This is a genomic window from Shewanella sp. MTB7 (assembly GCF_027571385.1).
Classification (GTDB): Bacteria; Pseudomonadota; Gammaproteobacteria; order Enterobacterales; family Shewanellaceae; genus Shewanella.
The window spans coordinates 103,146-115,672 of sequence record NZ_CP085636.1 but is presented as its reverse complement, the minus strand read 5'-3'; the positions used below and the strand labels follow the sequence as shown (position 1 = coordinate 115,672).

At 43.5% G+C, this 12,527-nt stretch carries 11 protein-coding genes; 7 read left to right on the top strand and 4 right to left on the bottom strand.

The genetic code is table 11. The annotated features are described in order from the left end of the window. Nucleotides 1-35 precede the first annotated feature (35 nt). The 7 genes from HWQ47_RS00540 (at nt 36) to HWQ47_RS00510 (ending at nt 8,053) form a co-directional block, all read left to right on the top strand. Complete coding sequence (locus tag HWQ47_RS00540) at nt 36-656, top strand: c-type cytochrome (protein WP_269969277.1); 621 nt, start codon at nt 36-38, stop codon at nt 654-656. A 729-nt stretch (nt 657-1,385) separates the two neighbouring features. Next, nucleotides 1,386-2,048, top strand: coding sequence for a methyltransferase domain-containing protein (locus tag HWQ47_RS00535; protein WP_269969276.1), 663 nt, complete (start codon nt 1,386-1,388; stop codon nt 2,046-2,048). A 63-nt stretch (nt 2,049-2,111) separates the two neighbouring features. Then, nucleotides 2,112-2,666, top strand: coding sequence for a Der GTPase-activating protein YihI (yihI, locus tag HWQ47_RS00530; RefSeq protein WP_269969275.1), 555 nt, complete (start codon nt 2,112-2,114; stop codon nt 2,664-2,666). A gap of 87 nt (nt 2,667-2,753) precedes the next feature. Then, nucleotides 2,754-3,221: a DUF2489 domain-containing protein gene (locus tag HWQ47_RS00525; RefSeq protein ID WP_269969274.1), complete on the top strand. Its 468-nt coding sequence runs from the start codon at nt 2,754-2,756 to the stop codon at nt 3,219-3,221. Nucleotides 3,222-3,467: 246 nt separating this feature from the next. Next, nucleotides 3,468-4,844, top strand: a complete 1,377-nt coding sequence (hemN, locus tag HWQ47_RS00520; RefSeq protein ID WP_269969273.1) for an oxygen-independent coproporphyrinogen III oxidase — start codon at nt 3,468-3,470, stop codon at nt 4,842-4,844. 310 nt (nt 4,845-5,154) lie between these two features. Continuing rightward, the gene (locus HWQ47_RS00515) at nt 5,155-6,939 is read left to right on the top strand and encodes a DUF885 domain-containing protein (protein WP_269969272.1); all 1,785 of its coding nucleotides are present in this window, start codon (nt 5,155-5,157) and stop codon (nt 6,937-6,939) included. Nucleotides 6,940-7,057: 118 nt separating this feature from the next. After that, nucleotides 7,058-8,053 (top strand): alpha/beta fold hydrolase, encoded by a 996-nt coding sequence (locus tag HWQ47_RS00510; protein ID WP_269969271.1) that lies wholly within the window; start codon nt 7,058-7,060, stop codon nt 8,051-8,053. Between the two features lie 71 nt (nt 8,054-8,124). On the opposite strand, the gene HWQ47_RS00505 is transcribed toward HWQ47_RS00510, so the two are convergent. The 4 genes from HWQ47_RS00505 to HWQ47_RS00490 all read right to left on the bottom strand — a co-directional run bounded on the left by HWQ47_RS00505 (nt 8,125) and on the right by HWQ47_RS00490 (nt 12,513). Next, the gene (locus HWQ47_RS00505) at nt 8,125-10,206 is read right to left on the bottom strand and encodes a flagellar biosynthesis protein FlhA (RefSeq protein WP_269969270.1); all 2,082 of its coding nucleotides are present in this window, start codon (nt 10,204-10,206) and stop codon (nt 8,125-8,127) included. A gap of 131 nt (nt 10,207-10,337) precedes the next feature. After that, entirely contained in the window at nt 10,338-11,468 is a 1,131-nt protein-coding gene (gene flhB, locus HWQ47_RS00500; RefSeq protein ID WP_269969269.1) for a flagellar biosynthesis protein FlhB, read from the bottom strand. After that, nucleotides 11,465-12,241 (bottom strand): flagellar biosynthetic protein FliR, encoded by a 777-nt coding sequence (fliR, locus tag HWQ47_RS00495; protein WP_269969268.1) that lies wholly within the window; start codon nt 12,239-12,241, stop codon nt 11,465-11,467. Before fliR ends, flhB begins: the two co-directional genes overlap by 4 nt. 2 nt (nt 12,242-12,243) lie before the next feature. Continuing rightward, the gene (locus HWQ47_RS00490) at nt 12,244-12,513 is read right to left on the bottom strand and encodes a flagellar biosynthetic protein FliQ (RefSeq protein ID WP_269969267.1); all 270 of its coding nucleotides are present in this window, start codon (nt 12,511-12,513) and stop codon (nt 12,244-12,246) included. Nucleotides 12,514-12,527: the final 14 nt, after the last annotated feature.

Sequence of the window (12,527 nt, the reverse complement as noted above, 5' to 3'; positions counted from 1 at the left end):
CAGGACAAAAAAATTTAACCATAAGTTGGAACGCCATGAAAAAGTTTGCTCTTGCGCTATCTGTTTTAGCCTCAATCTCTTCACCAGCGATGGCAGAAGGTAATGCTGAAGCGGGAAAAACCAAAGCCATCGTTTGCTCAGCCTGTCACGGTGTTGATGGTAACAGCATGATAGACATGTATCCTAAACTTGCTGGACAACAAGCCCTTTACCTTGAAAAGCAGTTAATCGATTTCCGAAGTGCTGCTCAAACAGGTGGCAAAGAAGGTCGTAATGATCCCATCATGGGCGGAATGGCCATGATGCTTGATGACCAAGGTATTAAAGATGTTGCGGCATTTTACGCCTCCCAGACACAAACTCAAGTCGAAATAGCAGAAATTCCAGAACTCGGTGAGCAGTTGTACAAGAGTGGTGATGTCACTCGTGGCATCACAGCCTGTATAGCTTGTCATGGACCGGATGGTGCTGGTTCTGAATTAGCAGGTTTTCCCGCTATCGGTGGACAACATGCAAATTATCTTACAATCCAGCTTAATAAATTCCGTGATACAAGTCGTAACAACGATTTAAACGGCATGATGCAAGATATCGCCAGCAAGCTTACAACTGAAGATGCAGCGGCATTATCTAAGTATATATCAAGCCTTAACTAGGTTTTGACATGTTAAAAAAAGGTGGCTTGGCCACCTTTTTTTACACCTTAACGTTACCTTTACGTAAACTTCACCTAAAAACAGACTTGACACTGATCACAGATTTAGGTTTAATTAAGCCCGTACCGAGATGAACCCATCTGTTTGTATAAGATATCTAATAACAACTGACAGTTTTCGGCTACGTTTACATTTAAGATATAAGAATAAATATATTCAATAACAATAATATAATTAAGACCACTCTCTAAAAATAATAAGAGTCGTGATTTCTCTTGAGATCCAGGTCAGCAAGATTTTTTGTAAGGAACTTGGTTAGGAAGACCAAATAGCTTTAATAGCACTCCCTTACATGTTTAGAGACCATCACTTCGCAGCTTGCTGTTTTGAGTATGTGTTCACTAAACAAAGAGTAAAATAACAGGGATGGTTTAATCAACGTCAAAGATGACGATTTGGATAGTGATGTGTCATGAAGACCATCTACGGAAGCTGTAGTCAGGATGACTCAGGATATTAAGAAAGCGTCTGGATGACCGACAACTAAAAATACTATGCAGGGAAAGCAGTCAAAAAAAAGATGGATACTGACCGGGAAAGTCGCATAGCAAGTAAGGATACTTGGAATAAGAATTGGTGTCTTTGACACTTTTTGAAGGCGACAGTCATACTGTCGCCTTTTTTTATGATATTTTTATAGCTTCTCTTTTCCATTGGTGAATGTTGAAAATGCGCAGATGTCCCCTTTGCCACAGCACACAAACCTCTCTATTTCACCGCAATAAAAAACGCGATATGTATACTTGTCACCATTGTCAGTTAGTTTTCTCTGACGCCGCCTCTCACCTTCCCCCCTTAGTCGAGAAGCAAAGGTATCAAGAAAGCGGAGGAAAAAAGCAGCCAGCCCTGACTCAATTTCTTATCAGTCTAATTGCACAATGTGAACAAGATTCCAATAGCCCTTTGTCTGGCCTTAATTTTGGCAGAGTATTAGAGCCAAGTTCACTGTCGAATATAAGCCATCACCAACATAAAATTTCCCAATACGATCCTTTTTTTGCACCCGATCATGAACTGTTAAAGCGAAACTATGACTACATCTGTTGTTATAAAGTCTTCGAACATTTTCGTTTTCCCTTTAAAGAGTGGTCTCTATTAGGCGACATGCTTAAACCCGGCGGCTGGCTAGCCATTAACACTAAATTACTCACAGATATTGGCTCCTTCGATAAATGGCATCATAAGAATAATCTTACTCATGTGAGCTTTTATCAACGTTCAACATTCGAGTATCTAGCCGAGCAGGCAGGTTTTAAGCTATTATTCGCAGCAAATGATCTCATTTTGGTGCAAAAACCATCAGAATCTGATATAACACGCGGCCAAAGTTAGCTTGCTGATATGTAATCGGCACTTCTATACCGAATTTGTATTACCAGTTATTGAGAACAACCCATGGCACACTCTAAAAAATCACGTAAAGCGAATCAAAACGGGCCTAAATTAGCCCCAAGAACCAAAAAGAACGAACGTGTTCTAGCTGGTAAAAAGAAAGACTCAGGAAATAAGGCTGGCAGCCGTCACAATGAAAACATTGTGGGTAACGTCAATAGCACTGGCTCACAGAGAAAAGATCCACGCCACGGCAGTAAGGTTGCGGTTAAATTAGATCTTCCCTCTAAGGTTGTTGCGCCTAAGAAAGAAAAAGAGAAAGGGCCAAAGCTTAGCGATGAGCAGAAGTTACTGAAGATGGAAGATGATCCTAGACTAAACCAACTTCTCGATATGCTTGAAGAGGGTAAAGAGCTTGCTAAAGACGATCAGAACTGGCTGGAAAATCAGCTTAATCTAATCGAAGCACTAATGGAACGCTTAGGTATCACTGAAGAAGATGACCTAGAACATGTTATGCAGTCTGTCACCAAATCTGCCACTAACAGTGACGATGACCTATTCGACAAATTTGAATCCGGTGCAGATCTACTGAAAGATTTCCAAAATAAAGATTAAATCTTTAGCCAAAATACGACTATACCAATTAGATGGCATCAATTTCGATGCCATCTTTATATCTACCATTTAGCATTTGGATTGACGATGACAATAGCGCTGCTTATATTTGCTTTTATCATAGTGGTAACCCTTACCTGCTATGCCACCATACTCATGCTAAAGCTGCGTAGGCAGACTGCTGACAAGCTAGCCAAGCAAGCAGAGCTCAATGCCGCCAATAAAGCTAAATTCGATGAACATCTAGACAGTATTCGGTATATCGCCGCTGCAATGTTAGATGATAGGTGTGAGTTATCTGAAGGTGTGATGCGAATTGCTAAGCTTTTCGGTTTACTTTCTATGTCTGAGTTAGTCGTTAACGATTACCCAGCTCTGTTTAAACACTTTGCTATTATTGAAGCCCACCCCATCATGACAGAGCGCAAGCAACTGGAAAAAAGAGCCCGCATGAAACTCGACTATGCCCGTATGCGCTCAGAAGCAGAACTTGAGCCCGAAATACTTGAAGAAGCTAAACGATTAACCAGATTCACTCTCAGCCCATTACATTAAGCCTATAACGCGACCTAAAAAAGGTAGAAAGACACAAGACCGTTGAATTTAATCAAGTAAAAAACACAATGGCGTGAGTCTGTGCACAAAAAAGTCAAATGGGCACTGACAACGGCCCCAATTTCAGGGATATTCTTTCACTCTTTAATTATGCAGGTCTCATTTTTGTAACATGGATCATAGTTATCCAACGAATATGGATGCATACTTTACACCTTGCTAAACTACTACCCCGGAGGACACGCCTTGAAGCAGCCCACCCAAATTAGTTGGGATCAGTCAATGATCGAAAAATACAATTACAGCGGTCCCCGTTATACGTCTTACCCTACAGCGCTGGAATTTGATGATTCTTTTACCGAAGAGAAATTATTGACTTCAATTGCAAACAGCAAGAGCGATAAGCTATCTCTTTATATTCATATTCCTTTCTGCGCTAAGCTTTGCTACTACTGCGGTTGTAATAAGGTGATCACCCGTCACCAGCACAAAGCCGATCAATATATCGAGTATTTAGCGACCGAGATTATTAAACGCGCTCCGTTATTTAAAAACTATCTTGTTACCCAGATCCATTGGGGCGGAGGAACACCGACCTTCTTAAATCCAGATCAAATTCTTAAGCTTTCAGCACTTATCAAAGAAAACTTCAATGTTGCTGATAAGGGAGAGTACTCTATCGAAGTCGATCCGCGTGAGATTGAGCTAGCTATGCTAGACACACTAAAAGAGGCTGGTTTTAACCGTATCTCTATTGGTGTGCAGGATTTTAATAAGAAAGTTCAGATAGCGGTAAATCGCGAACAAGATGAGCAGTTCATCTTTGATCTGATGGCTAAAGCAAAGGAGTTAGGTTTTGTTTCAACTAATATCGACCTTATCTATGGCTTGCCACATCAGACACCAGAAACCTTCGCAGAGACCATGCAACGAGTGCTAGAGCTCAATCCAGACCGTCTTTCTGTATTTAACTACGCTCACTTGCCTGCACGTTTTGCGGCCCAGCGTAAGATTAAAGATGAAGATCTAGCCTCACCTCAGCAGAAGCTGGATATGCTACACCAGACTATCGAAACATTGACCGGTGCAGGATATCAATATATCGGCATGGATCATTTTGCTAAACCTGATGATGAATTATCGATTCTACAAAATGAAGGCCGCCTACACAGAAACTTCCAGGGTTACACTACCCAAGAAGAGTGTGACTTATTGGGTCTAGGCGTTTCATCAATCAGCCAAATTGGTGATTGTTACGCTCAAAACCAGAAAGATATTCGCCCATACTATGAGTCCATTGACAAATCAGGCCATGCATTATGGAAAGGTTGTAGTTTAAACCGTGACGACGAAATTCGCCGCGTGGTGATTAAACAACTTATTTGTCACTTCGATTTAGACATGGCGCTGATAAATGAGAAGCTGGGCATTAACTTTGAAGAGTATTTCAGCGAAGACCTTAAGCTATTACAGACTTTCATCGATGATAAGTTAGTCGACATCACCGACAGAAAGATCACCATCAGTCCTACTGGTCGCTTACTGATCCGTAATATCTGTATCTGTTTTGACGTTTATTATCGTGAAAAAGCGCGTCAGCAACAATTCTCGCGAGTTATCTAAATCATTGACCAAAGAGCTATCTGTTTTGACGGCTCTCAATGTTTTATCTACCGTGAAAAAGCGCGTCAGCAACAGTTCTCGCGTGTTATTTAAAATTCGAATTGCAGATATAAAAAAACCGACTCTAGTCGGTTTTTTTATATCTGCAATTCGCTGACCTCTTCTTTGCTTTATCTTCAAATCACAAGATTGCATACAAAATGTAAAAATAATGCTAAATTCACACAGCCTAAATTGAATATGTTTAGCGCAATACGTCCCTACAAAAACGAATATAAAAACCAATAAAAAATCGATAAAGGACATTTACATGTACAGAATACTTGTACCTAGCTTATTGGCTATCGGCTTAACAGCCTGCCAAATCAACACGACTCCAGAAACAGCAACAAACACTCCACCAGCCCAAACACAAATAAGTGCACCGCTGCAAAGCGTGATAGATCAAGCTTGGAAAATCACCTTAGATGCCAGTCCCGACTTTGCCTATTCCCAAGGCGATCAATTGCAAGCTGGCAAACTAAGCGATCTGTCACCAGACACCTTAGCTAAACTTAATAACAGACGTGAAGTCCTGCTCGAGATCCTGAAAACATTAAACAAAGATGGGCTTTCTAAAGAGGAGAAGATCAACGCACAGATCCTGCAGGATCAACTACAAAATGACGTTGATCTTTATCGCTATAAAGACCACTACTTACCCGTTTCATCGGAGAGCGGCTTTCATGCCTATATCGCCTCGATAGCCAAGGCTCGCTTTAACACAGAGCAAGACTATAGCAATTACTTAGCAAAACTTGAGGCACTACCTAAATATTTCGCTCAGCAAACTTATTGGTTACAGCAAGGCTTAGCTGCAGGTATCACACCGCCAAAAATTACCCTCAATGGATTTGAGAATAGCATCAACGCCTTTATGGTTCCTGTAGAAGACAGTGGTTATTTCAAGCCTTTTATCCATTACCCCAAGCATTTTAATGATGAGCAAAAAGCAGCTTTAACCGAACAGGGTCAGACCTTAGTTGAAAACAAAGTATTGCCTCTGTATCAAGCATTTTATGATTTTATGACTCAAGAATATATGCCTGGGGCACGTACCAACATAGCCACAGCGAGTCTGCCCGATGGTGAAGCCTTCTATGAAAATCGCGTCAGGTATTACACTACTTTAGATATGAATTCAGATCAGGTCCACCAGCTGGGACTACAGGAGGTAAAACGTATTCGAGGTGAGATGGAAGCAATTATTGTCGACGTTGGCTTCGATGGTTCATTCGCTGAATTTCTTAACTTCCTGCGCACCGATCCTCAATTTTACCCTAAAACTAAAGAGGAGCTGCTGAAAGAAGCGGCCTATATTGCCAAGAAGGCCGATGCCATGTTGCCTAAGTATTTTGGCAAGCTACCACGTACTCCCTACGGTATACAGGAAGTACCGGCAGAGATAGCCCCCAAATACACCACTGGACGTTACTCAGGTTCAAGTCGAGATGATGAACCTGGCTACTACTGGGTCAACACGTATGCCTTAGACAAGCGCCCCCTCTATGAGATGGAAGCTCTAACACTTCATGAAGCGGTCCCGGGTCACCATCTGCAGATATCCCTCAATACAGAGCTTACCTCTTTGCCACCATTTCGCCGTTACAGCTATATCTCAGCATTCGGTGAAGGTTGGGGGTTATATTCAGAATATCTTGGATTAGAGGCGGGGTTCTATCAAGATCCCTATAGTAATTTCGGCCGTCTAACCTATGAGATGTGGCGCGCAGCACGATTAGTCGTCGACACTGGTATGCATGCCAAAGGCTGGAGCCGTCAACAAGCATTGGACTTTATGGCGAGCAATACCGCCTTATCGCTGCACAATGTCACCACAGAGATCGACCGTTATATATCTTGGCCAGGTCAAGCCCTCTCATACAAGATCGGGGAACTGACCATTAAACGCCTGCGAGCTCAGGCAGAAGATGAGTTAGGTGAGAAGTTCGATATCAGAGCCTTTCATGATGCCATTCTGGAGAATGGCTCTGTGCCCATGTTAGTACTAGAGCAACAGATCCAAGATTTTATCTCAGCCCAGAAAGCTGGCTAATTGGTATACAACCCACACTTGTGAGTCACGAGAAACTTAGTGGCTCACTTATCTGTAAATGACTTGGGTATCCAATGTGCTACACTGGCCAACAAGCATAAACTACCCTGTAGATACCATGTCACTAGCACTTGATCCCCAAGACCAATCTCAGATCGAACCAGCCCCGCTCACATTCTCATCAGAACAAGCACTCAACACCCTTGAACAACAAGTATTCTGGAAAACCGTCACGCAATCGGTCATCAAAACACTTGATAATATCACGTTAGCTTATGCCTATATTGAACATCCTCAGAGTGATAAAGCCATCGTCATCAGTAATGGACGAGTTGAGTCTTATCTTAAATACCAAGAACTGATTTTCGATCTTTACCATCAAGGCTATAGCATCTACGCCATCGATCACAGAGGACAGGGACTATCGAGTCGCACAACCACCAATCCTCAACAAGGACACATCGATAAGTTCGATACCTATATCGATGACTTCGCCTACTTCATCGATAATGTCGTGCTACCTAAGCAACATAAAATGCTATTTCTGGTAGGTCACTCCATGGGGGGAGCTATAGGAACGCTCTATTTAGATAAGCATCCACAAACATTTAAAGCAGCCGTATTTTCAGCCCCAATGTATGGTATTAAGCTGCCAGTTAGCCGCCGCTTTATCCGTTGGTTAGCCAAGATATTAGACACCACATCAGAGCATAGAGAGCCTAACTATATTCTAGGCGGTAAGGACTACGATCCCGAAGCATTTGCTAACAATGATCTAACCCACAGCCAGTTACGCTATGAAGATTACCGCATTCTCTACCAAGCACATCCAGAACTTCAACTTGGCTCACCAACCAATCATTGGCTATATGAATCTATTGATGCGGGAGAGAAAACAATAGCGGCTGCTAAACGCAGTACCACACCTATTCTAATTCTTCAGGCCGAGCAAGATACTATCGTCGATAACTTCGCTCAGTATCACACTGTCAATGAACAGTGCCAGCTTATTAGTATCCCCAATGCTCGCCATGAAATTTTTATGGAGCAAGATGAGAGCAGAAATCTAGCACTCACTGAACTGATTAATTTTCTTCAAAAGCACAGCTCTTAAACATTCACTCTAGCAGATACAATAGAAGGGGCTTAGCCCCCTTCTATCTCTTAGTTGACGGTCATCTGAAACTAGCCTAGTTGACCTGCAACCATTAACTCACGAGTTTCCGGAATTTCATTGTATGAAATCACATGTAAGCCCCTAGCAAATGCTAGAGCATAACGGGCTAGTATCGGTCTTAGCTGTGGTGAAACAAGCAGCATAGGGCTATGACCTTGCGCTTTAGCATCAGCTAACAACTGTGGCATCTTCTGTTGCAGTTGAGCTAATAACATAGGTTCAACAGGAAAACTGTCCAAGGCCATCTTCCCCTGCTGCTGGGACTGATTTAGTGCTGTCATCAGAGTCTGTTCAAGTTCAGGGGCTAAGGTCAGCACATTGAGTTTTTGCTCAGAACCTACAATCGAGTGCAGGATACTATTTCGCAGAGCGCAACGTACATCAGCTGCCAGCAATACCGGATCCTTACTATTTTCACTGCAATCGAGCAGCGTGGTAGCTATGGTGCGAATATCTTTAAGTGAAACCTGCTCCTTGAGCAACAATCTATACACTTTAAGTTGCTGTATCGGTGTTAAGGCTGTACTTAAGGATTCCGATAATTTAGGTGATATTTTGGCTAGGCGATCGCCTAGGGAAATCACATCATCATGCTGCAGCATATCAGGAAGAGATTCACGAATAAGCTTACTGACATGGGTCGCAATAACCGTGGCATTATCAACTACAGAAAAGCCTAAATTCAACGCTTTGGCTTTAAGCCCAGCGTCTATCCAAATAGCATCCATTTGATAGGCTGGATCTTTAGTGATAATCCCATCAATCTCACCAAAAACAGGACCACTCTTTATCGCCAATAATTTATCAGGCTCAAGCTCAGCCACCACAACTGGATTGCCCATCAGATTAATTTGGTAAGCGTTGGGTGCAAGGGATAGGTTATCTCTAACCCTAACTTCGGCCAGTAAAAATCCCGCTTGCTCAGACAAGGTACGCCTGATCCCAGTAAGACGTTTTTGTAACTCAGCTCCCTTACTGCGTTCAACAAGATGGACTAAACGATAGCCCAAACGCACTTCAATGAGGTCAGTGAATGGCAGGGCATCCCAGCTCGGTGCTGACGGTTCAGATAGGCTATTTTCCAGTTGTTGCTCAACTCTCTTCTCCGGCATTATGCCCACGTGCTGACTTTGTTTCCAAGCTGCAAATGCCAAAAGCACAGCAAATGATAGGAAAACAAAAGCTGGCATACCCGGTACTAAACCCAATACCGTCATCACCAGTGCTGTGGTCGCTAGCGTTTTTGGATTCGCCAATAGTTGCCTAGTGAGCTGAGTCGGCATCTCTTCAGCGTCGGACACTCGAGTCACAATGATAGCAGCTGCGGTAGCCAACAATAGAGATGGGATCTGCGCAACCAAACCATCACCTATCGTAAGTAGAGCGTAGGTTTTAAATGCCTCTCCAGTGCTAAGGTCATGCATGAAAATACCGATGGCAAGGCCACCTAACATGTTAATCGCTAAGATCAGCAAACCGGCAATCGCATCCCCACGTACAAACTTAGAGGCACCATCCATGGAACCATAGAAATCAGCTTCCCGAGCCACATCTTGACGTCGTTGACTTGCTTGATCTTGCGTTAACACCCCCGCATTAAGATCCGCATCAATGGCCATCTGCTTACCCGGCAAAGCATCTAAGGTAAAACGAGCCGACACTTCGGAGATACGCTCGCCACCTTTAGTGATCACCACAAAGTTAATGATCATCAAGATGAGGAAGATCACGCCCCCCACCACATAGTTGCCGGCAATCACCACTTCACCAAATGCTTGAATGACGCGACCAGCTGCATCGCCACCAAGATGTCCCTCAACCAGCACCACTCGTGTGGATGCAACGTTCAACGTCAATCGCATCAAGGTGGCGAGCAGAAGCACAGTCGGAAAAACAGAAAAATCGATTGGCCGCTTAATCGAGACACTAACCAGCAGCACCATGACAGCTAAAACGATGTTAAAGGTAAATAGAATGTCCAACAGCCAAGGAGGTAATGGAAGAATAATCATGCCCAGAATGGCCAGCAGCAAAATAGGGATCCCTATATAGCTACGATTGCCTGCAAATGTGCGCGAAAACCAATTCATGGTGCAATATCCTTAAATCATGTCGCCACCTTATAGTGAACGACGATACTAAAACAAAAAAATCATATAAGTGCCGCAGCGGCTAATCTTCAAACACAATCTGGTGTATTCCCATGTCATTCATGCATCAGCTAGTCTCGTCGCAAGTGGGGCGGAATAAAGAAGTTAGGCAAAGGATCAGGTTTAGTTTGCTTTCCCTGCCTGGCGGCTTTTATTTGCAACACATAACTCAACACATGAGCAATAGCGATAAATAGCGCGGCAGGGATCTGTTGCTCTACTTGGGTCGAGTAATAAACAGCACGTGCCAATGGCGGCAGTTCAATCACTTCAACATCGTTACGCTGAGCAATTTGACGCATATACAGAGCCAGTTCATCAGTGCCTTTAGTCAGCACATAGGGAGCATCGGCTTTCTCTAAGTCATATTTCAATGCGACCGCATAATGGTTAGGGTTAACCAGCAAAACATCGGCTTGGGGGATAGCAATTTCGGCTCTAGAGCGCCCTATTCTCTGCTGTAGTTGGCGAATTTTAGCCTTAATCTCCGGCTTACCTTCCTGTTGCTTATGCTCATCCTTTACATCCTGAGATGTCATTTTTAGTTCGTTATGGTGATGCCAATACTGATACGGAACATCGATGAAAGTGATCACCAACATGCCCAATCCTAGATAAAGCATGCCCGTTGAAAGCATATCAATGCCATTGCGTACCGCTTCATCTATGGGCAGCTGACTATAACTCAGCAGCGTCTGTAAGTTTTTCTCTAGGAAGATAAACATAATGCTGATTAGTAGGACTATTTTAAGTATCGACTTAATCAGTTCAATTAAGGAATTGATTGATGCCATACGCCCGAGCCCAGCAATGGGATCGATACGGCTATATTTAAATGAGGCATTTTTAAAGTTAAAAACTGGCCCACCTGGCAGTGCCCCAGCGACCATAGCAAGCACAGCAACAAGTACAAAAATAGGTCCAAGTATGTAGAGGATCTCTAACAGAGCACTACCAAGATGATTCATCATCATACCCGGCTCATCCAACTCAGCTTTGGTCAATAACATGTTTGATCGTGTCACTTGCGATACTTTGTCTGCAAACCAGTCGGCACTTGCTGTCAACATAAGTGAGCAACCAACAATAAGCGCGGTTGCCGCTAAGTCTTTTGATCTCGGTACTTGCCCCTCATCGCGGGCTTTCTTAAGCTTTTGCGGGGTCGCTTTCTCTGTTTTACTTTGGCCAGTATCTTTACTCATACCACACCACCAATAAACTGATACATGGCCGAGAGTGAATCTAAACAGAGATCGCTATAACGACTTGGCAACCCACTAAAAGAGAGCATCACACAAAGCAGCCCCATCAGCATCGACATGGGGAAACCCAAAGCAAAAACGTTTAATGAAGGAGCGGCTTTACTCAACACGCCAAAAGTAATATTGACCATCAACATGGCAAGAATCGAAGGCAGCGCCAACATAAAAGCAGAAGCAAAAAGCCAGGCAAAACGACTCACTAGCCCCATCAGAGGCAGATCAAAAATACCTGCACCTATGGGCCACAAGCGAAAGCTGTCAACCAAGACACCAATCGCCACCAAGTGCCCCTCTAATGCCAGAAATAACAAAGTGCCGTAAAGAAGAAACCACTGACCTAAGATAGGGGAACTACCGCTAGATGGGTCGTTCATCACTGCCATCGCCAATCCCATCTGCATCGACATCATGGCGCCCAGCAAAGTCATCACATGGATCATGATGCTCAAAAATAGCGCCAACATGAATCCAATCAAGAGCTGTTCAACCGCCAAAAACAGGGCACCAATTGACACTGCGTCCACCGCTGGTACTGCCGGTAACATAGGCGCGAGTAAGGCCGATATCGACAGGGCCAACAAGATCCTAACCATAACGGGGATATAGGTGCTGCTCAAAAATGGCATCACCATAAATGCCCCCATAATGCGGCAGAATGGCCACCAGAAGGTGCCAATAAACGCACTGAGTTCTATCGAAGTAAGAGAGAGCATGCTTAGCCGATTATATGAGGAATGTTGAGAAACAGGCGCTCAAAAAGATCTGAGATCTGTTGCAGTAACCATTCTCCGGAATACAACACCATTAAAAGAGTCAGAACTAACCTCGGCAAGAAGCTCAAGGTTTGTTCATTCACCTGAGTAGCAGCCTGAAACACAGCAATAATCAACCCAACAATCAGACTCGGCACCACCAAAACACCCACCATGGCCACCACTAAATAGATGGCATCGGAAAAAATAGATGTCAGCTCATTAACGTCCATAGCAAAACCCACTC

Bases quoted from the DNA above. Each gene is read 5' to 3' on its own strand.
- HWQ47_RS00540 (WP_269969277.1), top strand. From the start codon at position 36: ATGAAAAAGTTTGCTCTTGCGCTATCTGTTTTAGCCTCAATCTCTTCA.
- HWQ47_RS00535 (WP_269969276.1), top strand. From the start codon at position 1,386: ATGCGCAGATGTCCCCTTTGCCACAGCACACAAACCTCTCTATTTCAC.
- yihI (WP_269969275.1), top strand. From the start codon at position 2,112: ATGGCACACTCTAAAAAATCACGTAAAGCGAATCAAAACGGGCCTAAA.
- HWQ47_RS00525 (WP_269969274.1), top strand. From the start codon at position 2,754: ATGACAATAGCGCTGCTTATATTTGCTTTTATCATAGTGGTAACCCTT.
- HWQ47_RS00515 (WP_269969272.1), top strand. From the start codon at position 5,155: ATGTACAGAATACTTGTACCTAGCTTATTGGCTATCGGCTTAACAGCC.
- HWQ47_RS00510 (WP_269969271.1), top strand. From the start codon at position 7,058: ATGTCACTAGCACTTGATCCCCAAGACCAATCTCAGATCGAACCAGCC.
- HWQ47_RS00505 (WP_269969270.1), bottom strand. From the start codon at position 10,206: ATGAATTGGTTTTCGCGCACATTTGCAGGCAATCGTAGCTATATAGGG.
- flhB (WP_269969269.1), bottom strand. From the start codon at position 11,468: ATGAGTAAAGATACTGGCCAAAGTAAAACAGAGAAAGCGACCCCGCAA.
- fliR (WP_269969268.1), bottom strand. From the start codon at position 12,241: ATGCTCTCTCTTACTTCGATAGAACTCAGTGCGTTTATTGGCACCTTC.
- HWQ47_RS00490 (WP_269969267.1), bottom strand. From the start codon at position 12,513: ATGGACGTTAATGAGCTGACATCTATTTTTTCCGATGCCATCTATTTA.